General features: G+C 55.3%; 20 protein-coding genes. 9 read left to right on the forward strand and 11 right to left on the reverse strand.

Annotation, left to right across the window (positions count from 1 at the left end; genetic code table 11):
* Positions 1 to 31: 31 nt before the first annotated feature.
* The gene (locus KNP83_RS09700; RefSeq protein WP_029595904.1) at positions 32 to 889 is read left to right on the forward strand and encodes a metallophosphoesterase; all 858 of its coding nucleotides are present in this window, start codon (positions 32 to 34) and stop codon (positions 887 to 889) included.
* Positions 890 to 995: 106 nt separating this feature from the next.
* The gene (locus KNP83_RS09705; protein WP_214762281.1) at positions 996 to 2,135 is read left to right on the forward strand and encodes a zinc-dependent alcohol dehydrogenase; all 1,140 of its coding nucleotides are present in this window, start codon (positions 996 to 998) and stop codon (positions 2,133 to 2,135) included.
* A 41-nt stretch (positions 2,136 to 2,176) separates the two neighbouring features.
* Here KNP83_RS09705 and KNP83_RS09710 read toward each other — a convergent pair whose 3' ends face one another.
* From KNP83_RS09710 to abc-f, 3 genes are all read right to left on the reverse strand, one after another.
* Positions 2,177 to 3,088, reverse strand: a complete 912-nt coding sequence (locus KNP83_RS09710; RefSeq protein ID WP_214762282.1) for a cation diffusion facilitator family transporter — start codon at positions 3,086 to 3,088, stop codon at positions 2,177 to 2,179.
* A gap of 113 nt (positions 3,089 to 3,201) precedes the next feature.
* Entirely contained in the window at positions 3,202 to 3,978 is a 777-nt protein-coding gene (locus KNP83_RS09715) for a hypothetical protein (protein ID WP_214762283.1), read from the reverse strand.
* Between the two features lie 12 nt (positions 3,979 to 3,990).
* Positions 3,991 to 5,688: a ribosomal protection-like ABC-F family protein gene (gene abc-f / locus KNP83_RS09720; RefSeq protein ID WP_214762284.1), complete on the reverse strand. Its 1,698-nt coding sequence runs from the start codon at positions 5,686 to 5,688 to the stop codon at positions 3,991 to 3,993.
* Positions 5,689 to 6,051: 363 nt separating this feature from the next.
* Between abc-f and KNP83_RS09725 the strand changes: the two genes are divergently transcribed.
* The 3 genes from KNP83_RS09725 to KNP83_RS09735 all read left to right on the forward strand — a co-directional run bounded on the left by KNP83_RS09725 (position 6,052) and on the right by KNP83_RS09735 (position 8,486).
* Positions 6,052 to 6,963, forward strand: coding sequence for an MBL fold metallo-hydrolase (locus KNP83_RS09725; protein WP_214762285.1), 912 nt, complete (start codon positions 6,052 to 6,054; stop codon positions 6,961 to 6,963).
* Positions 6,964 to 7,024: 61 nt separating this feature from the next.
* The gene (locus KNP83_RS09730) at positions 7,025 to 7,858 is read left to right on the forward strand and encodes an aldo/keto reductase (RefSeq protein WP_214762286.1); all 834 of its coding nucleotides are present in this window, start codon (positions 7,025 to 7,027) and stop codon (positions 7,856 to 7,858) included.
* Between the two features lie 13 nt (positions 7,859 to 7,871).
* Positions 7,872 to 8,486: a PH domain-containing protein gene (locus tag KNP83_RS09735; protein WP_214762287.1), complete on the forward strand. Its 615-nt coding sequence runs from the start codon at positions 7,872 to 7,874 to the stop codon at positions 8,484 to 8,486.
* A gap of 39 nt (positions 8,487 to 8,525) precedes the next feature.
* On the opposite strand, the gene KNP83_RS09740 is transcribed toward KNP83_RS09735, so the two are convergent.
* Positions 8,526 to 9,050: a DUF1836 domain-containing protein gene (locus KNP83_RS09740; protein WP_214762288.1), complete on the reverse strand. Its 525-nt coding sequence runs from the start codon at positions 9,048 to 9,050 to the stop codon at positions 8,526 to 8,528.
* 124 nt (positions 9,051 to 9,174) lie between these two features.
* Between KNP83_RS09740 and trhA the strand changes: the two genes are divergently transcribed.
* Positions 9,175 to 9,819, forward strand: a complete 645-nt coding sequence (gene trhA / locus KNP83_RS09745) for a PAQR family membrane homeostasis protein TrhA (protein ID WP_021066766.1) — start codon at positions 9,175 to 9,177, stop codon at positions 9,817 to 9,819.
* A gap of 87 nt (positions 9,820 to 9,906) precedes the next feature.
* Positions 9,907 to 10,602 (forward strand): DsbA family oxidoreductase, encoded by a 696-nt coding sequence (locus KNP83_RS09750; RefSeq protein WP_214762289.1) that lies wholly within the window; start codon positions 9,907 to 9,909, stop codon positions 10,600 to 10,602.
* A 54-nt stretch (positions 10,603 to 10,656) separates the two neighbouring features.
* Here KNP83_RS09750 and relB read toward each other — a convergent pair whose 3' ends face one another.
* Entirely contained in the window at positions 10,657 to 10,875 is a 219-nt protein-coding gene (gene relB / locus KNP83_RS09755; protein ID WP_214762290.1) for a type II toxin-antitoxin system RelB family antitoxin, read from the reverse strand.
* 163 nt (positions 10,876 to 11,038) lie between these two features.
* On the opposite strand from relB, the gene KNP83_RS09760 reads away from it, so the two are divergent.
* The gene (locus tag KNP83_RS09760; RefSeq protein WP_214762291.1) at positions 11,039 to 12,253 is read left to right on the forward strand and encodes an MFS transporter; all 1,215 of its coding nucleotides are present in this window, start codon (positions 11,039 to 11,041) and stop codon (positions 12,251 to 12,253) included.
* 25 nt (positions 12,254 to 12,278) lie between these two features.
* On the opposite strand, the gene KNP83_RS09765 is transcribed toward KNP83_RS09760, so the two are convergent.
* From KNP83_RS09765 to KNP83_RS09780, 4 genes are all read right to left on the reverse strand, one after another.
* Positions 12,279 to 13,373, reverse strand: coding sequence for an MBL fold metallo-hydrolase (locus KNP83_RS09765; protein WP_251139298.1), 1,095 nt, complete (start codon positions 13,371 to 13,373; stop codon positions 12,279 to 12,281).
* Positions 13,374 to 13,460: 87 nt separating this feature from the next.
* On the reverse strand, positions 13,461 to 14,048 hold the full coding sequence (locus KNP83_RS09770) for an SCO family protein (protein ID WP_214762292.1): 588 nt from the start codon (positions 14,046 to 14,048) through the stop codon (positions 13,461 to 13,463).
* An 11-nt stretch (positions 14,049 to 14,059) separates the two neighbouring features.
* Positions 14,060 to 14,476 (reverse strand): disulfide oxidoreductase, encoded by a 417-nt coding sequence (locus tag KNP83_RS09775; protein WP_114166344.1) that lies wholly within the window; start codon positions 14,474 to 14,476, stop codon positions 14,060 to 14,062.
* Positions 14,473 to 15,144, reverse strand: a complete 672-nt coding sequence (locus KNP83_RS09780; protein WP_214762293.1) for a DsbA family protein — start codon at positions 15,142 to 15,144, stop codon at positions 14,473 to 14,475. Before KNP83_RS09780 ends, KNP83_RS09775 begins: the two co-directional genes overlap by 4 nt.
* A gap of 157 nt (positions 15,145 to 15,301) precedes the next feature.
* Between KNP83_RS09780 and KNP83_RS09785 the strand changes: the two genes are divergently transcribed.
* Positions 15,302 to 16,897, forward strand: coding sequence for a diguanylate cyclase domain-containing protein (locus KNP83_RS09785; RefSeq protein ID WP_214762294.1), 1,596 nt, complete (start codon positions 15,302 to 15,304; stop codon positions 16,895 to 16,897).
* 38 nt (positions 16,898 to 16,935) lie between these two features.
* Here the strand turns inward: KNP83_RS09785 and odhB are convergent, their stop codons facing one another.
* On the reverse strand, positions 16,936 to 18,213 hold the full coding sequence (gene odhB / locus KNP83_RS09790; RefSeq protein WP_214762295.1) for a 2-oxoglutarate dehydrogenase complex dihydrolipoyllysine-residue succinyltransferase: 1,278 nt from the start codon (positions 18,211 to 18,213) through the stop codon (positions 16,936 to 16,938).
* A gap of 18 nt (positions 18,214 to 18,231) precedes the next feature.
* Positions 18,232 to 21,078, reverse strand: a complete 2,847-nt coding sequence (locus KNP83_RS09795) for a 2-oxoglutarate dehydrogenase E1 component (protein WP_214762296.1) — start codon at positions 21,076 to 21,078, stop codon at positions 18,232 to 18,234.
* Between the last annotated feature and the right edge of the window lie 209 nt (positions 21,079 to 21,287).

The raw sequence follows: 21,287 nt of genomic DNA on the forward strand, positions 1-21,287 counted from the left end.
AAACGAACGATTCATCGAAAGGAGGCGGACGATGTTCAAAGGTAAACGCAAATATGTGACAATCGGCGTCGGGGTCGCATTCCTCTTCGCCGCTTTCTATAATGGTCTGACCATCCGAAACTACGCAGTCGAGTCTGACAAAATCGCATCGGGACAATCGTTCCGGGTCGTCCTGTTGTCCGATTTGCATGGCTACTCGTACGGGGACGACCAACGCGTCTTAATTGACAAGGTGCGGGAACAAGAACCAGACTTGATCGCCCTACCCGGCGATATTCTCGACCGCTTTCGCTCACCCGACGCCTCCTTCGAATTGATTGAAGGATTGCAAGGTATCGCGCCGATGTATTTCGTGACCGGTAACCATGAGATTGACGGATCGGACGATTTCGTCCGTCATGACGTCAAAGACGTGTTCCGCTCCTATGGCGTGACGGTGCTCGAGAACGAGGTGGTCTCGGTCAACGTCAACGGCGTTGACATTCTCGTCGGCGGGCTCGAAGACCCGCTCCGAACGTACACCGAAAATATCCATGCGAGATGGGAAGAGACGGCGTTGACTTCGCTAGGCGATGTCGATACGGAGACGGCGTTCAGTCTATTGTTGTCACACCGGGCCGAACAGGTCGAGACGTACGCCGCCTTGCCGTTCGACCTCGTCCTATCGGGCCATGCCCACGGCGGTCAGGTACGCATCCCGTATCTATTGAACGGACTGTACGCGCCGGACCAGGGCTTCTTTCCGAAGTATGCCGGCGGTCTGTACGAGCACGAGTCGTTCACTCACGTCATCGGGCGCGGCTTCAACTATAGCGTTAGCGTACCACGTGTATTCAATCCACCGGAGATTGTCGTCATCGACGTCACTGGGACCGGGGCTCCTCAGTGAGCCCCTTTTCCTATTTTCCCCAAAAACCGGATTCGCATGCGTGTGAAACGGGTAGAATACTCTTGTTGTGACTTACCTGTTTTCAAAAAAAGGAGGAAGTGAACATATGCGTGCTGTCACCTATCAAGGAGCAAAGAACATCGAGGTCAAGGACGTGAAAGACCCGGAGATTGAGAATCGGGAAGAGATTATCGTCAAAATTACCTCAACGGCCATCTGCGGATCAGATTTGCACATCTACTTAGGCAATATGCCGACGCGACACGGCTACGTCATCGGCCACGAGCCGATGGGCATCGTCGAGGAAGTCGGACCGGATGTCACGAAAGTGAAAAAAGGCGACCGGGTCGTCTTGCCGTTCAACGTCTCATGCGGCCATTGTTTCTATTGCGAGAACGACATGGAAAGTCAGTGTGACAATTCGAACCACGCCCCGCATACGGACGCGGGCGGCTACTTTGGATTCACCGAGCAATTCGGGAACCATCCTGGGGGGCAGGCCGAGTATTTGAAAGTACCATATGGAAACTTCATGCCGCTCGTCATCCCGGAGTCGTGCGAACTCGATGACGAGGCGCTTCTCTTCCTCTCCGACGTCATCCCTACGGCGTGGTGGAGTTTGGACAGTTCCGGGATGAAAGCCGGCGACACGGTCGTCGTCCTCGGCTCAGGGCCCGTTGGCCTGATGACCCAAAAGCTCGCCTGGGTGCGCGGGGCGAAACGCGTCATCGCCGTCGACCCGGAATTGTATCGCTTGAACCGTGCCAAACTGTCAAACAACGTTGAGACCGTCCTCATGAAAGACCCGGTCGACACGGGCAAATACATTTATGAGATCACGAACGGCGGGGCCGACGTCGTCATCGACTGTGTCGGCTTCGACGGCAAGATGTCCCCGATCGAGAAAGTCGAGCAAAAGTTGATGGTCCAAGGCGGCACGCTCAGCGCCATCAAAGTCGCCAAAGAAGCGGTCCGGAAGTTCGGGACGGTCCAATTGACCGGGATTTATGCGATGAACTATAACCAGTTCCCACTCGGCGACTTCTTCACCCGCAACGTCAGCATCCGGACTGGACAAGCGCCAGTCATCCACTATATGCCTGAGCTGTTCCAGATGATCGTCGACAAGAAGTTCGACCCGACCGACATCATCACGCATCGCCTGCCACTCGAACAGGCGGCGGATGCCTACAAAATCTTTAACGACCATTTAGATGACTGTGTCAAAGTCGTTTTAAAGCCATAACGAAAGCGGTCCCCGACTTCTGTCAGGGACCGCTCGTTCGTTTACCAAATCGTCCGTTTGTCACAACACTGTGCTTCACGTTCGATTTGAACGGTCGATCGCTCGAACGTGGCGAACTGGCGGATGCGTTCCGTCACGTCACGCAAGACGCGCTGGTCGTCCGTGTCCGCCTCGATGATGACGTGGCACGTGACGGCGAGTTCGTTCGATGAAATCGACCAGACGTGCAAGTCATGGACTTCTGTGACCCCGTCCACGCCTCCGAGTTCTCGTTGCATCGCCACGACATCGACTTGGTCAGGTGTCCCTTCCATCAAGATGTGAATCGCCTCCCTCGTCACCCGGTAGCCGCTGAGCAAGATGAGCACAGCGACGAACAGGCTCGCAATCGGATCGGCGAGCGTCCACCCGAACGCCATAATCAACAATGCCGCCGTGATGGCCCCGACCGAGCCGAGCAAATCACCGAACACGTGCAGCAGCGCACTGCGGACGTTCAAATTGTCACGCTCTCCCCGCATGAGCAGCCACGCCGCGAGCACGTTGACGAGTAGCCCGATAATCGCGACCGTGAGCATACCGCCGCTTAAAATCTCAGGCGGTGCGAACAAACGCTGATACGCCTCGATGATGATATAGATGGAAATGACGAGCAACGTCAAACCGTTGACGAACGCCGCCAAAATCTCGAAGCGTCGATAGCCGAACGTCCGCTCCGGCGTCGCCTGCCGTGCCCCGAACCGGACGGCGAGGAAACTGAGCCCGAGCGCGGCCGCGTCGCTGAGCATATGGCCCGCGTCCGACAAGAGCGCCAAACTGTTCGTCCACAATCCGCCGATGACCTCGACGACCATGAACGTCGCAATCAGGACGAAGGACCAGAATAATGCCCGTTGATTCGTCGTATGATGATGGTGATGGTCGTGTCCGTGATGATCGTGATGTGCGCCCATTGTTTCTCCCCCTCTCCCTATTAGTGTATACCTTTCAACCCTAACATTCAAACTTTCATTTGAATGAATGCTTAAAAACAATCGTCGAGAGGATGTCCTCTCGACGATCGTCGTTATTTCTGTTCGAGCCGGACCCGCATGACGCCGTCATATGGGAACAGTTTCAACTGGCGGGTCTCGCCTTCATACCAACTGCCGGCGTTTTGGCTGCTCGTCGCCGTCACGTCAGGCGTCGCGACCGCTTGGCGGTCCCAATCGATTGCCTTCACTTGTTGGTCACGTACCATCAAGAAGAAGCCGTCATAGAAGTGATATTCGTTCACTTGATCACGCTGGACCGCCTTCGGGGCACCGAGTTTGGCTCGGACGCTCTCGATGTCTTGGCCGAGCACGTCAAGTGTCGAAGCATCCGCCGCCGGGACGACGCTTTTCCATGCCTCGGTCACGTCGTCATCGGAGACGCTCGTCGCTTCCGTCGTCACTTGCGCTTCTGTCACCCAGCCGGTCGTCCGTTCATTCAATTGAAGCTTGACGAAACCGCTGACGGCCTCGAGCTGTTTGAACCGGTCACCGAGGTCGGCCTCATACATGACCGTCACGCGGTCATCGGCGAACACTTTCGTATACGGTGCCGCGATATAGACGTACGTTCCTGCTGATTCGTCGGACTCCGCTTCTGGCTCGCCCTCTTCTGCCGCCTCTGATTCATTGTTGACCGACTCGGTCGCGATGTCGTCTGTCTCCGGCACCGCCGACTTCTTCGTGTCCATGAGGGCCGCGAAGGCGATGACGCCGACGAGTGAAACAATCAATGCGAGGACCGTCACCGTTTGCCATAGTCGCTTCCGTTTCCGTGACGCCGCCCGTGATGCCCGAACTTCTTCTTTCATATTATTCCACCCCTATTTGTTTCGTCTGTCCTGTTCCGATTCGGCAAGGGGGATGCCGTTTCCTGCTTCGTCGAAGAAAATGTGTGGCTCACTCGTCAACGTCTCGAGCGTCTGCAGCGTCGCATCGACATCGACCGGCGGCGCGGCTTCTCCCGATTCGAGGACACGCACCGTCTCCCCGAGCTCAATCGTCCGGTCCGTCAAGCGGTGAAACGTCCGGTCATGCGAGATGAGAATCAATCCACCTCGATACACCTCGAGCGCGGCCTCGATTTGTTCCCGTGTGGCCACGTCCAAATAGTTCGTCGGCTCATCGAGGGCGAGCAGGTCCGCGTCCGAGAAGTACAAGATGAGAAAGGCGATCCGGCATTTCTCGCCCATGCTTGCCTCTCGGATTGGCTTATATACCTCATCGCGGCGGAACAAGAAGTGGGCGAGCAGCGTCCGCGCTTCCGTCTCGGTGATGTCACTCTCGGCCAGGAGTGCGTCGAGCAACGTTCCTTCTGCTGGCAGTCGGGCGAGCGTCTGTGAGAAGTAACCGATTTTCAGTTTCGGATGACGCTTGACGTCCCCCACGTCCGGGACGAGTTCACTAATCAATAGTTTTAACAGCGTCGTCTTCCCGCTCCCGTTCGGCCCGACGATGGAGATGCGGTCACCCCGGTTCACCGTGAACGAGAGCTGTTCAAAGATTGGCTCGTCATAACCGAACGAGACGTTATCTACCTCAATCCACGTCTTCGCCTCGAGCGGGTCGGCTTGAAAGCGGACCGAGATGTGGGCCGCCTCTTTCGGACGGTCCGGTCGTGCCGCTTCGAGCTGTTCGAGTTTTCGTTCCCGGGCCTTCATCTTGATGGCGAGGTTCGCCGCGCCTTTTTGGGCGCCCGGACTTCGCACGCTCGCCGTCGCCTTCGCTTTCAAATGCCAGCCCTTGTATTGGGCGATCATGTCGAGCAGTTCTGACTTCCGCGCCATATAGCGAGCATGGGCCCGTTCGTCGCGTACCCGTTCTTCAGCTTTCTGATGTTTATACGCCGTATAATTGCCCGGATAGCGGACGATCGTCCCCTCATCTAGCTCGAGGATGACCGTCGCGACGTCATCGATGAACTGACGGTCGTGAGAGATGGCGAGTACCGTCCCCGGAAACTCGTTCACCCAGCGTGTCAGCCATTCAATCGAATCCAAATCGAGATGGTTCGTCGGTTCGTCGAGCAAGACGATGTCGACGTGTCGCATCGTGAGCCGCGCGAGTTGGACCCGTGTCTGTTCACCGCCGCTCAACTCACTGAGTCGGCTCGTCTCATGCCCATCAAGACCGAGCCGTTTGAGTGCTTGCCTCGCCTCCAGTTCGAGCCCGAAGGCTTCGGTCGCGATTGCTTCGTCATACGCCTCGAGCACGCGCTCCGAATCACCGGATGTGACGGCAACGTATAAGGCATACCGCGCGGAGTCGCCTTGCATGACGTAGTCGAGCGCGGTCGTTTCCCCGTCAAACACCGTCTGTTCGACGACACCGACCGTGCCCAAGACATCAATCACGCCCGACTGTGGGGACAGCTCACCGACGAGCAGCTTGAATAGCGTCGTCTTGCCGGACCCGTTCTGGCCGAACAAGATCGCCCGTTCGCCAGCTGCAACGTCGAACGAGACGTTATCGAATAATGGTTGCCGGTCGTGGTCGAACCGGACTTGCTTCATACTTAACATATTGTTTCACCTCGCTAATTTGTCCGATACGCGATGAAACAAAAAACACCATCCGCAACGTGCGGTGGTGTGAAGAGCTCCGGTCAAGCGGAAAGAAGGGTTACCCCCTAAGCCTGAAATTGGACACACTTCACCCGTGACTGTTCGTGCGAACAGTGATGATTCGTTTCATCAGTTGAGTGAGTGTGACTTTTTCATGGCACGCGGTACCTTCCTTTCCTAATCTACTGTCACCGTATCAAATTGAAAGCGGATTCGCAAGCGTTGACCCACAATCTCCCACTTTTTCTACACCTTCCGGCGGATGCGAGGGCGTCGGTCGAGCGGTATGATTAAACCATCTTAGATGATGAGGTGATGATGATGCGATTACGTAACCTACTCGTCCCGAGCGCCGTCTTGGCGAGCGTCGGTACGTTCTTATATACGCGATTGAAACGAAGACTGCCTCGTCCGGTCTTTAAAGTCCCGGCGTCCAAACCGGACCTCGCCTCGTTCGATGAGACGATGGTCAGTGCCACCTGGGTCGGCCATTCGACCGTGCTCATCCATTGGTACGGGTTGAAAATTTTGACCGACCCGGTGTTCTCAAACCGAATCGGGGTCCACGTCGGCCCGGTCACGTTCGGCATGAAACGCCACACCGCGCCTGCCCTCTCCATCGAGGAGATCGGGCACGTCGACGTCATCTTGCTCAGCCACGCCCATATGGATCACTTCGACCATAAGAGCCTGAAGCGGCTCATCACCCGCGACACGGTCGTCATCTCGGCACCGGGCACGAGCAAGCTGTTGCGCAAATACCCGAGCCTGCAGACGCTCGAGATGCATCCACACGACAAGTTGACGCTCGCGAACGGGCTTCACGTCCAAGCCGTCCCCGTCGCCCATTGGGGCAATCGTTTCCCGTGGGACAAACATATGGGGTATAACGGCTACGTCTTGAAATACAAAGGCGTCCGCATGCTGTTCGCCGGGGACACAGCGTACACCGAGTCGTTCAACGGGCTCGCCAACAAAGAACCGATCGACCTCGCCTTCTTCCCGATTGGCGCCTATCAACCGGAATCGTTCGAGGAGGCACATTGCACCCCCGAACAGGCGTGGACGATGTTCAAACAGAGCGGCGCGAAACGTTTCTTCCCGATGCATTGGGACACGTTCGTCTTATCGTACGAACCGGTCGAGGAGCCGTATGAACGCCTCGTCGCCGCAGCCAAACTCGAACGTGACCAAATCGTGATCAAGGCGCACGGCGAAAGCATTCGGCTGTAGCTTTCGCTTTCACTTCCGTCCGATTTTCGGTAACGTAAGAGTTAAGAGGGAGGGAATCAATATGGAATGGGCAACACTCAACAATGATGTGAAACTGCCGATGGTCGGGCTCGGGGTGTACAAAGTGGAAGACGGCGCGGTCACGGTCGATACGGTCAAAGCGGCGCTCGATACCGGCTATCGCTTGATTGACACGGCCGCCATCTATCAGAACGAGGAAAGCGTCGGCCAAGCGATTCGCGAATCCGGTGTCCCGCGGGAAGACATCTTCGTGACGACGAAGCTATGGAACGAGTTCCACGGTTTCGACGAGGCGCTCCAAGCGTTTCAGGACAGCCTCGACCGGCTTGGTCTCGAGTATGTCGACTTGTTTTTGATTCACTGGCCGATGCCGCGCTTCGGCAAGTTCGTCGAGACGTATAAGGCGCTCGAACAATTGTATGAAGAAGGCAAGGTCCGGGCCATCGGTGTCTCGAACTTTGAGATTAGCCACCTCGAGCAGATCATCCAGTCGTGCTCGATCGTCCCGGCGGTGAACCAAGTCGAGATCCACCCATACTTGTCCCAAAAAGAGTTGATCGCATTCTGCCAACGGTACGATATTCAAATCCAGGCGTGGAGTCCGCTCATGAAAGGACGCGAGGCGCTCGAAGATCCAGTCATCAACGAGATCGCGGCCAAGCATGGGAAGTCGCCGGCTCAGGTCATCCTGCGTTGGCACTTACAGAACGGCGTCGCCGTCATCCCAAAATCGGTCACGCCGAGTCGGATTCGCGAGAATATAGAGGTGTTCGACTTCACGTTGACGAAAGAAGAGATGCACGCGATCGACGGACTCAACCGAAACGAACGGACCGGGTCTGACCCGAACGAGATGCACAAAATCCACTACTGAGGAGAGATAAGACATGTTCAAAAAACTAGCTTCTGATTTGACGGGATTCAGCGATATCGGTGAAGTCATCGACCCGCAAGACTTCGATAAGGCGGATTCAGATGATTACGTCCTCCATGAGGACAACGAGAAGATTTACTTCTTAATCAAGTCGAAATCAGACGAATATTGCTTTACGAACTTGGCGATGATTCACCTCGACGGGACGAGTGCAATGAGCTCGAAGCGCGTCCTCTATCGCTATCCGTACGCCCACTTCCCGCTCAACAGCGTCATGTTCGAGACGGCCGGTACGGTCGACATGGACGTCGAAATCAAGTTCACCATCGGCGACAAGCCGTATTCGATTGACGTGAACAAGAAACAAATCGAGCATGTGAAAGACTTGTATAAATCGCTCCTCGCCATCGCCGAGAAACAGCGCGAAGGTCGCAAGATGATGGAGTACGCCAACGCGTCACTCACGCATTCGGTGTCGATTTTGAGCGGGCTGCGTCAAGGCGATATGAACGTCGCCGCGACGTTCAAGGAATTGAACGAACAGAGTTTCGATTGGCTCAAAGGCCACTATCACGAGTGGAACCGCAAAGACTTCGGTGATGTGTTCGAGAAATATATCAACAACTAAAAACATGGCCCTCGATTCGTCTCTGAATCGGGGCCATTTTCATTTACTTTCATCAATCAACTGTTCGGCGAGCCGTTGAAACAAATGGCTCATGTGCACGGCCGAGGCGATGGCAAGCGACTGTTGGATGCCGTTCGCCTCGTTCGTCCGCACGTTGGCTAGGAGCGTCTCGGCCTGTGCCTCGAACGCCTGCATGTTCTGCTCCTTCTGCACCTGGTACGCATCATAGAAGTCCTCGAGCGAGAAGCCCTCGTCCGACTCGTTCAACGGCCGGAGCGTCTCTTTGATGTCGTTGATCGAGAGCAACCCTTTCATCTCGTAAATCAGGCTGAGCAACATCAAGTGCTCGTTCGTGTACTTCTTGTTTTTGACGGGGTGGAACAGCTTGCCCTTGGCGTAGTTATTGATCATCGTCTTCGTCAAAATCGTCTCGTCGTCACTGCGTTTCATCTTACCGTAATGTTGCTCGAACAACTGGATGACCTGATCCATATATAAGTCGATTGTCGGGAGCACCTGCTTCGGGAGCGTCCCTTCCGTCTCTATAATCTCGTGCGGTTTCATTGAATCACCTCCCCTTCAGTATACGGACAAACCGGATTTGTCGAAACAAAAACCTTGTTGTTATTTCGTATACAGCTTATCATGTAGTTATGGATACTACATGACGTGATAAGGAGTGTTTTACATGAATTCGATTTTTCGGGAACCGATTAACGCACTGACCCATTTGGCCGGGGCCGTGCTCGCGTTCGTCGCGTTGATTGCGATGACGGTGAAAGCGTCACTGCTCGGCGAGCCGCTCGCCATCATGGCCGCGATTTTGTTCGGCATCAGCCTCGTCTTCCTCTATTTGTCGTCCGGTCTGTACCACAGCATCATCGCCTCACCGAACGTCATCGCCTTCTTCCGAAGAATCGATCATGCGATGATTTACGCCTTGATTGCCGGGACGTATGCCCCGCTCACGTTGCTCGCGCTCGAGGGACCGACGCGCTGGGTGCTGTTCGGCACCGTCCACGCACTCGCCTTGTTCGGCATCGTCTTCAAGCTCGTCTGGTTCCACGCCCCGCGCTTTCTGTCGACAGCGCTCTATATCGGCATGGGTTGGTTATCGGTCTTCTTCATCGGACCGCTCCATAACGTCATCGGCAACGCCGGCATCTTCTGGCTCATCCTTGGTGGCGTCATGTACACGATTGGCGGACTCATCTACGGCTTCAAGCCGAAGTTCGTCAACTGGCGCGGTTGGGGCTTCCACGAGGTATTCCACTTGTTCATCTTGTTCGGTAGCTTCGCCCACTTCGTCTGCGTGTTCTGGTATGTCTTCTAAGCCCTCCTCGTGAGGGCTTTTTTTCGTGAGCACATTGATTTACTTCGAATTCAAGACATCCTACACTGACTATAGGAGGGATTCACTATGAAAATTGAAGTTTGGTCAGATTACGTCTGCCCGTTCTGTTATATCGGCAAGCGTCGTTTAGAAGAAGCGCTTGAGCAGTTCCCGCACGCGGACAACGTCGAAGTGGAGTTCAAGAGCTTCGAGCTCGACCCGAACGCCCCGACGACGGACTCACGCTCGATTTACGAAGTGCTCGCCAAGAAATACAGCATGCCACTCGAGCAGGCGAAAACGACGACGGCACAAGTCGCCGCCCAAGCCCGCACGGTCGGTCTCGACTACGATTTTGACAACATGGTCGTCACCGGCACGCTCGACTCGCACCGCTTGACGCACTATGCGAAAACGGTCGGCAAAGAGAAAGCCTTGTCGGAAGCGCTCCTCAAGGCGTACTTCGTCGATGCGAAACATATCGGCGACCACGACATCCTCGTCGAGATCGCGACGAGTGTCGGACTCGATGCTGACGCCGTGAAAGACGTGCTCGCTTCAGACGTGTACACGGAAGATGTCCGTGCTGAAGAGAAACGCGCGAGCGACCTCGGCATCACCGGCGTCCCGTTCTTCGTATTCGACAACAAATACGGCGTCTCTGGCGCGCAGCCGACCGAGGCGTTCACGCAAGTGCTCGAGAAGACGTGGGCTGAATCGGCACCGACGCTTCAAGTGCTTTCGGGCGGTGCGACGTGCACGGATGACAACTGCGATATTTGATGTTAAATGAATAAAAGCAAAGCATTCGCCCATATTTGGACGAATGCTTTTTTGTTAATTTAAATCTTTCATCATATCCTCAAATGAAACGGTTTCAGGACGTTCTTTATGCCTACGCATTGCTTCGTTGTAAAATTTCGAATCGAGTTCATTCTCGATACGTTCAAAGACAGTGTCTCGAACGAGAGTCGAGAGGGACAGGTTCTTAGACTTCGCATACGCTCTAATCAGACGCTCGTCTTCTTCGTTGAGTTCAAAAGATATCGTTCTCATACAATCGACCTCCTAAATGGAACATTGTATTACAAAATGGAAATGTTCATGTAGTCAAAACTTATATCTCTCGGAAGCCGAATCCCGGCTTCTTTTTTGTAGCTTTCTAAATCGTTCTGAAGGATACTTATTATCATCTGATAAGAATCGAGGACTTAACCATATGTGGAAAAATCGCAACGTCTGGATCATCTTGACCGGGGAGTTCGTAGCCGGTCTCGGGCTTTGGCTCGGCATCATCGGTAACTTGGAGTTCATGCAGGAAAAAGTACCGTCTGACTTCGTCAAAGCGCTCATCCTCGCCGGCGGCTTGCTCGCCGGGGTCGCCATCGGGCCGCTCGCCGGCCGCCTGACCGACCAAGGCTCGAAAAAGAAAATCATGCTCATCTCGAGCGTCGTCCGGGCGCTGAGCGTCTTGTTCATGTTCGTCGCTATCGAGACCGGAAGCGTCCTCTGGATGGTCATCTTCCTCGTCTTCCTGCAAGGGTCGGCCGCGTTCTATTTCCCGGCGCTCCAGGCGGCGATTCCGCTCATCGTCAAGGAACGGGAACTTCTCGCCTTGAACGGGATTCATATGAACGTGTCGACGCTATCCCGGGTCATCGGGACGGCCATCGCCGGGATCTTGCTGACGCTCATCTCGCTCCGGGACGTGTATGCGCTCTCGCTCGTCGCCTATCTGCTCCTCGCCGTGGCGACGTGGTTCTTGAACATCGATGAGACGGTCGCTCCGTCCGGGAAGAAAGTCGACAAGTCGTCCGGCGGGTTCAAGGACGTCTTCCCGATCATCAAGTCGATTCCGGTCATCTTCATGACGCTCGTCATGACGCTCATCCCGCTCCTCTTCATCGGCGGGTTCAACCTGCTCGTCATCAACATTAGCGAGTTGCAGGATTCGACGGCCATCAAGGGATGGATTTATACGGCCGAAGGGATTGCCTTCATGGCCGGTGCCTTCCTCATCAAGCGGATCGGTGAGAAGTTCTCGGTGTTCTCCATCTTATTCACATTCTCGTTCTTGATCGGCGTCGCCCAGCTCATGCTCTACTTCGCCGACATCCCAGCCGTCTCGATTGCGGCGTTCGTCTTGTTCGGCTTCTCGGTCGGCTGCTTCTTCCCGACCGCGGTGACGATTTTCCAGACACGGATGCCAAAAGACTATCACGGCCGCTTCTTTTCGTTCCGGAACATGCTCGACCGCATCGTCTTCCAAGTCGTGTTGCTCGTCACCGGCTTCTTCCTCGACTTGATCGGCTTACAGCTCATGGTCGTCATGTTCGGGATTAGCTCGATTCTCATGACGGGAGCATTCCTCGTCTATACGCGTAAACACAAACTTCATATCGAGACGGACGAGGCCGAACGCCTCTCTTCGTAAAAAAACAAGCGCTGACCGAATTTGGTCAGCGCTTGTTCGTGTCCTCTATGTCACGCCACCATTCACGCGTGTCGTTTCGTCCGTCGAGCGTGATCCGTTCCCCGATCACCGGTGTGAGCACATCCTCGCGCGGCAACAGGCCGACCATCTGTTCGGCCGGGTCGAACCAGGCGTGGAACGATAACGTGAACGCGCCCCAGTGAATCGGGAGCACCTTGTCGGCTCGGACGTCACGGAACGCCTGTGCCGTCTCACTCGGTTGCATATGCACGTCCGGCCAGCGCTCGTCATATTGCCCACACTCGAGCGCTGCGAAGTCGAACGGTCCGTACGCGTCGCCAATCTCTTTGAAGTGGGGCCCATACCCGCCGTCCCCACTGAAGAACAGGCGGTCCGTCTCACCGATGACGACCCATGACGCCCAGAGCGTCGCGTTACGGTCGGTGAGCGAACGGCCCGAGAAGTGCCGCGCCGGCGTACAGACAAACGTCCATGGCCCGAACTCGTACATCTCGCCCCAATCGCGCTCGACGATGCGTTCCGCCCCGACGCCCCAGCGTTTCAAGTGGCTGCCGACGCCGAGCGGGACGATGAAGACGGCGACCTTGTCTTTGATTGCTTGAATCGTCGCATAGTCCAAATGATCGTAATGGTCGTGCGTGAGCAAGACGACATCGATGTCTGGTAAGTCATCGAGCTCGAACGGCAAGTCCTCGCTGAACCGCTCGTTCTTCGCGAACGGCAGCGGCGACGGGCTCCGGCCGAACATTGGGTCGACGAGCATCGTCTTGCCGTCCATTTGGACGAGCATCGCCGAATGGCCGAGCCAATAGATACGGGTGAAGCTCGAGCCGAGTTTCTCGCTGAAGTCGATTGGGACGACCGGCAACCGTTCGCTCGGTTTCCGGAGCGAGTCCGGATTCAAATATTCCTTCGACATCGAGATCATGTCGTCCGATGAGAACCGCATCGGCGTGTCGAGCTGGTTCCGGAACTTCCCGTTCACGAGGTTCGACGACCGGAGCGCCTTCGGCTTTTGCCCGAGCGGTTTATATTGGGTGAGCACCGTCCCTGTCACGGCAGCCAAACCCATCAATGAAAATAATAACGTCTTCTTCAATCTCATCCACTCCTCTACGTTTCCATTATACGCCACGAGCGCCGATTCCCCTGTTTTTGAAGACAGAAAAGACGGCACGAGGCCGTCTTAAGACTCTTGTAAAATCTTGATGTCGTTGACGATATCCTCAATCGGCACGTCTTGGAACCCTTGATACGCTTTGATGATTTTCCCGTCCTCGTCGACGAGATAGAACCACGTCGCGTGGTCAACTTGCGTGCCTACTGACGGTTTGCGGACGAGCGCTTTGAAGTTCTGTTGCGCGAACGACTCAATCTCCTCTTGCGAATAGCCCGTCAAGAACTGCCAGTCGGCTTGTGCTAAGTCATAACCGGCCATAAACTCCTGAATCTTGTCCGGCGTGTCGACGGTCGGGTCGACGCTGAACGACACGAACTGGACGTCTTCAACGCCTTCCTCGACGAGCGCCTCGTTGAGTTTCGTCATGTTGTACGTCATCGGTGGGCAGACCGTCTCACAGCTCGTGAAGACGAAATCGGCCATCCAGACTTTCCCTTTCAAATCGTCGAGACTGACTTGCTCCCCCTCTTGGTTCATATAGTCGAACGACTCAATCTCCCAATTGAGCGGGTCTTCAATTTCCTGGCCGCATGCGGCGAGCACCGCCATGAGACTGATCAATCCGATGAGCATCCATTTCTTCACACGTTCCATCTCCTTCATTGTCAGTTGCGTCTCACGCGCCAGACGAGGAGCGTGATCAAAGTAAATGCCGTCAAGGCGAGGAACGGAATCGTCACGAACCCGAACCAATTGATGTACTGCACGTTGCACGGAACGCCTTGCACACACGGCTTGATATCGGCGAAACCGGGTACTTTTTGAACCAAATAATGGTACAGTGAAATCAGACCTCCGATGATAGAGAGCGGCAATACATACTTCTTCACCGCCCGGTCATCCGTGAATACGGCGACTCCGAGCAAGATGACGAGCGGATACATAAAGATGCGTTGAATCCAGCAGAGCTCACATGGCACGAACTCGCGAATCTCGCTGAAGTAGAGACTGCCGAGCGTCGCCGTCAAGGCGACGAGCCAAGCAAGATATAGACCGTAGCGGGTCAAGAATGACTGTTTCATGGTGTACCTTGCTCAATCAAGCGCTCAATCGTCTCATAATCGAACGGGTCTTCGAGCATGACGCCGTTAATCATGATTGATGGCGTGAACTGGACCCCGTGCTCTTTGACGAGGCCGTCATCGAGACTCACTTGTTCGAGCACGGTCGAGTTCTCACTCAAATCATCCTCGAGCTTCGCCACGTCGACCGATGTCGTCTCGCTCGCAATCTCTGTCAACCGCTCGACCGTGACCCATGCCTCGTCATGCTGCTGACTCGCCGGTTGCGCGTCGTAAAGTGCCTTATGGAACTCCCAAAATGCGTCCGGGTCTTGCTTATACACCGACTCAGACGCGAGCGATGCCAAAATCGACTCTTGTCCGTGGAACAGGACGTTGATGTAGCTGAAACTGATTTTACCGGTGTCGATATAGTCTTGCTTCAGCTTCGGATAGACCGTCTCGCCCCATTGCTTACAAGACGGGCATTTGTAATCCCCGAACTCGACGACCGAGACAGGTGCGTCCGCATCGCCGAGCGTCGGCTGACCTTCTGTCGACACGTGTTCCGTCTTCGCCGGTGACGCCGTTTCGGCTTGGTCGGTCGGTTGATTCATCAAGACGACCACGACGGCCACGAGGGCGACCGCGAAGAGCGTCGCAATGACCAATAGTTTATTCTGTTTCATTCGTCTCACCTCTATTTATATCGATTCGTCTTTCATTATAACGAAAGCGCTATCTGTTTCCACGAAATCGACCTTGTTTTTTCTCAACTTTGCTTCATGTCACGGAAAAGATGACGATGAACAAAGTGGATGTTGTTATGGTAGGAGGAATTTACGTATGAAATCATTTTCGATGCGCCTCGGTCTCATCTTGGCGCTCAGCATCGCCACGCTCGTCTTTTTGCTCACCATCACGTTGACGTACATGACGAGTCAACGTTCCGCCGCCTCACTCGAAGCAGAGATTGGGGAACGGCTGTCGATGACGTCCCATCAGCTCGTCGACAAGCTCGACTTTTACATGTGGTCACGCTATCAAGAAGTCCAATTGCTCCAAGGGCTCGACGCCTTGAACGACCCCGCCTCGAGCCGGGCGTTGCTCGACCAGGTCCAGACGAATATCCCCGCTTTCTCGTGGATGGGCGTGACCGACGCGTCGGGTAACGTCGTCGCCTCGACGAACGGGATTTTAGAAGGCGCCAGCATTAAAGAACGCCCCGTTTTCCTCGAGGCACAGAATGAGCCGTTCATCGGGGATGTCCATGAGGCGGTACTCCTCGCCGAACTGTTACCGAACCCGAGTGGTGAACCGCTCCAGTTCGTCGATATCAGCGTCCCGCTCGTCCGTGATGGGGCCTTCCAAGGCGTGCTCGCGACCCACCTCAGTTGGGAATGGGGCAAGGAAGTGCTTCGCCACTTCAATCGGACGCTCCATCATCAATCCGACTATACCGATTTGTTCGTCGTCAGCGGACGTGACAACACGGTGTTGCTCGGGCCGGACCACCTTATCGGCAAGCCGCTCCCGACGTCATTGAAAGAGGGCTGGCACGTCGACACGTGGCAGGATGGAACGTCTTATTTGACTGGTGTCGCCACCGGTGAAGGGTATGAAGAGTATGCTGGTCTCGGTTGGAGCGTCGTCGTCCGCCAACCGACCGAGGTCGCGTTCGCCCCAGTCATCGAACTCGAGAATAAGATTTTATGGATCGGTCTCATCGCCTCGCTCGTCACGTCGACGCTCGGATGGTTTCTCGCCTCGATTGTGACGCGGCCGCTACAACGGATCACCGAGACGGCCGCCCTTATGAAACAAGGGAAGGCAAAGACGTTCCCGCATCAGTCCGGGATCCATGAGATCGAGTCGCTCGCGTTCGCCCTCGAGTCACTCGTCACGTCGCTCACCGAATCCGAGACGGAACGGGTCCATTACGAGTCGCTCGCCAACCACGACGTCTTGACCGGACTCGCCAATCGGACGGCGCTCCGTCACTATTTGAACGAAGCGCAGGAGACAAGTAACGAGTTTGTCTGCTTTTATATCGACCTCGACGGCTTCAAAGCGGTCAACGACACGTACGGCCACGCCACAGGTGATGTCGTCTTGATTGAGATTGCGGAACGGTTGAAGCGTGTGACACTCGACGGTGCCTATCCGGTCCGGTTGAGCGGGGACGAGTTCTTCCTCTTGTTTAAACGGAATGGACAGAGTGAACAATCGATCACCCAAATTGGACAAGACATCATCGCTTCCTTGTCCGAACCGATTACGATTGACGGTGGGGCGACTAGCGTCGGGGCAAGTATCGGCGCGTCGCTCTGGCAGACGGAGACGGTGCCGCACGCCGCCATCGAACGGGCCGATCAGGCGCTCTATCGCTCGAAAGCGAACGGGAAGCATCAAATCACGCTCGATGAGACACTCATCGCATAAGCAAAAGTCCATGCCGCGTGGCATGGACTTTTTTTGGATTACGCTTCGAACAACAATTGTTCTGGATCTTCAATCATGTCTTTGATGTGCTTGAGGAACGTCACGGCCTCACGACCATCGACGATGCGGTGGTCATACGAGAGTGCCACATACATCATCGGACGGTTCTCCATCGTTTCCGCGTCGATGGCGATCGGACGGAGTTGAATCGAGTGCATCCCGAGGATGGCGACTTGAGGGCCGTTCAAGATTGGTGTCGACAAGAGTGAACCGAAGACACCACCGTTCGTGATGGTGAACGTTCCACCTGTGAGGTCGCTCAACCCGAGCTTGTTGTTACGGGCCTTATCGGCGAGGTGCAAGATGTCCTTCTCGATTTCCCCGAAGTTTTTGCGATCCGCTTCGCGCACTACCGGGACGACGAGGCCGTCCGGAGCCGACACGGCGATGCCGATGTCATAGTACTTCTTCAAGACGATCTCGTTGCCTTGAATCTCTGCGTTCAAGTATGGCATCCGTTTGAGTGCCGCCACGGCCGCCTTCGTGAAGAACGACATGAACCCGAGTTTGACGTCGTTGTCTTTGACGAACTTCTCTTGGCGACGTTTACGGAGCGCCATGACAGCTGACATATCGATTTCGTTGAACGTCGTCAACATCGCTGCCGTCTGTTGCACTTCGACGAGGCGGTTGGCAATCGTTTGACGACGGCGTGTCATTTTGATGCGTTCTTCGTCTTTGCCGCTCGCCGCCGGTTGTGGTGCCGCAGCTGGTGCTTTCGGTACTTGTGGCGCTGGCGTCGATGCCGGTTTCGACTCATGGTTCGTCACGTCATGGACGTTGATGCGGCCAATCGGGTCGTTCGTTTGGATGGCTGACAAGTCGATGCCTTTCTCACGGGCCAATTTACGGGCCGCTGGCGTCGCAATCGGTCCTTTCCCTGGGCTCGCGACGTGCTCTTCACGACGCTCGACTTTCTTCGCTTCCCCGACCGCTTCGACTTTCGTCTCAGCTGGTGCCGGAGCCGCTTCTGTCGCTGCTTCCGTTTTTGTCTTCGTCGCGACGGCCGTGCCGCCACCCGAGCCTGAGCTGAGGCGAGCGATCACTTGTCCGACTTGTACCGTGTCCCCTTCGGCCGCCAATTGCTCGTCGAGCGTGCCCGACTCATCGGCCGGCACCTCGATGTTGACCTTGTCCGTCTCTAGTTCGACGATGGCTTCCCCTTTTTCGACGTGGTCGCCTGGCTGTTTAAGCCACGACGCGACCGTTCCTTCCGTAATGGACTCTGCTAATTCCGGTACTTTAATTTCGATCACAATGAGTTCCCCCTTAACTTATTTACGATCTTTTTGGTATGTGCTCGTGCCGGCAGCAGCCGAGACGGCGTCACGTGAGATAGCTTCACGGATGATGCGTGCTTGCTCTTGTTTATGGGCTGTCGGATTTCCTTCAGCCGGGCTCGAACGACGGCGACGGCCGACGTAACGGACGTTCAGACGGTTCGATGTGACCGCTTCAAGACGTGGCTCGATATACGTCCATGCCCCCATGTTCTTCGGCTCTTCTTGCACCCAGACGATTTCTTTCGCGTTCGGGTAGCGGCTAATCAATTCACGGATCTCACGTACCGGGAACGGATAGATCTCTTCGACGCGGATGATGTGCAAGAAGTCAAGTGACTCCTCTGACTTCATCGTCGCTTCTTGCAAATCGATTGCCATCTTCCCTGAACAGAAGACGAGACGCTCGACTTGCTCCGGATTCTCACCGAGACCGGCTTGTTCGATAATCGGACGGAAGCTGTTGTCTGACAGTTCATCGACCGATGAGGCTGCAAGCGGATGACGGAGCAGGCTCTTCGGTGTCATGATGATCATCGGACGGACTTGTTCCGTGCCGAGCATCTTCGCCTGACGACGCAAGATGTGGAAGTACTGCGCGGCCGTCGACAAGTTCGCGACCGTCCAGTTTTTCTCTCCGGCGAGCGTCAAGTAACGCTCCATACGGGCGCTCGAGTGCTCTGGCCCTTGGCCTTCATACCCGTGCGGCAACAGCATGACGAGACCTGACTTCTGTCCCCATTTGGCGCGACCGGCCGAGATGAACTGGTCGAACATGACTTGGGCCGAGTTGGCGAAGTCACCGTACTGCGCTTCCCAAAGCACGAGCGTGTCTTGGGCGAACACGTTATAGCCGTATTCGAAGCCGAGCACCGAGCCTTCCGAGAGCGGACTATTGTGGACCGAGAACGAGGCGTTCGCCGTCGACAAGTGATGGAGCGGCGAGAATTTCTTGCCCGTCTCAACATCGTTCAACATGATGTTCCGTTGCGCGAACGTGCCGCGCTCCGAATCTTGACCACTCAAGCGAATCGGTGTGCCGTCCGAGATGATCGAAGCATACGCGAGTGTCTCGGCATGACCCCAGTCGACTTTCCCGTTGTCCGCGAACGCGTCACGACGACGGTCGAGTACTTTTTGGAGCTTATGGAACACGCCGAAGCCTTCCGGCCAGACGAGTAGTTCGTCATTCAATTGTTGAAGCACGTCACGTTCGACACCCGTCTCGACGAACGGGAACCCTTTGTGGACGGCGTCCGGCAAGATGATGTCGGCATCTTCTTCTTCGGCCGGGACGAGGTCACGGGCCGATTTGAGACGTTCTTCAATCGATTGCTCGATTGTCGCTTTGTCTTCTTTCGACATGACACCTTCCGCTTCGAGCACGTCTGCATAGACGTGACGGACCGATTGGTGTTCTTTGATGGCCTTATAGAGCACCGGGTTCGTGTTCATCGGCTCATCCATCTCGTTGTGACCGTAGCGGCGGTAACCGATCAAGTCGACGAGGATGTCTTTATGGAACTTGGCGCGATATTCGCTGCACAGTTTCGCGACAGCGACACACGCTTCCGGGTCGTCCGCGTTGACGTGGAACACCGGAATCTCATAGCCTTTGGCGATATCGCTCGCATAACGTGTCGAGCGCGAGTCGCTCGGGTCAGTCGTAAAGCCGATCGTGTTGTTGGCGATGACGTGGACCGTCCCGGCCGTGCGATAGCCTTTCAAGTTCGTCATGTTGAGCGTCTCGGCGACGATGCCTTGACCTGGGAACGCGGCGTCCCCGTGAATCAAAATCGATGCCGCTTTGTCGTCATGTTGTACGGCCATCCCTTTTTCTGAGCGGTCGTCTTGCGCGGCACGCGTATAGCCTTCGACGACCGAACCGACGAACTCGAGGTGACTCGGGTTGTTGGCGAGGTTCAAGCGGACTTCTTTCTTCTCTTCTAACACCTTGCGATCGAGACCGAGGTGATATTTCACGTCGCCGGACCAACCGAAGTTGATTCCGATTGACCCTTCTGACGGAATCAATTCTTTATTCGGGGCGTGCTGGAACTCGGCAAAAATCATCTCATACGGTTTGCCGAGCACGTGCGCGAGTACGTTCAAGCGTCCGCGGTGGGCCATCCCGATGTTGATATGCTCGGATCCGCTCGAGATCAAGCCGCCGACCATCGCGTCAAGGAGCGGCACCATCGCGTCGAGCCCTTCGATCGAGAAGCGCTTCTGTCCGACGTATGTCTTGTGAAGGAACGACTCGAACAGTTCTGTCTCGGCGAGGCGTTGGAACAACTCGATTTTCTCGTTCTTCGAGTATTTCGCTTTCAACGCGCCCTGCTCGATGCGGCGGCGAATCCAGCGTTTCTCTTCCATGTCGTCCAAGTGACGGAGTTCGATGGCGACCGTGCCTGTATAGACGTCAAGCAAGTGACGCACGAGCTCGAGCGCGTTCGCACCCGGCTTCGGAACGTCTTCCGACAACAAGTGGGCCGGTACTTGCTCGAGGTCTGCCTCACTTAACCCGTAGCGGTCAAACGCAAATAAGCCGTGCTCGCGCGGGTGGTCTTTGAGCGGATAAATGTCGGCCGCTTTATGGCCGAGTGCCCGAATATCATTGACCAACCGTGTCGCTGCCACGACTTTCTCTAAATCAAACGATGCAGCCGGTGCGACTGGTGAGCTAGCTTCCGGTGCCCCGTGTTCGTCAAAGTATTGACGCGTCTCCGCATCGACTGATTCTGGGTCTTCCACATACTGCTCGTACAATTCAACGATGTAGCCTAAGTTTGGACCATAAAATGCTTGTACTTCTTCGCGACCGTTCGACGACTCTCCCATTGAATAAATCCCCCTATCCGTTCCTGCGCGTCCGATGTGTGAACGCTTTCATTTTAACATTAAGCACGAAGCAGTTCATCCTTCTGATTCGTGCTGCAAAAAGAGCCAAATCTTGCCTCTTTCTCTCCTCTTCATACTACACCTTTCCTTATAGAAAGACCCTTTCAAATTCACAATTCGTCCATACTATTTCGATAAGTTTTACTTAT

This window comes from Exiguobacterium sp. s146, from assembly GCF_018618415.1.
GTDB lineage: Bacteria > Bacillota > Bacilli > Exiguobacteriales > Exiguobacteriaceae > Exiguobacterium.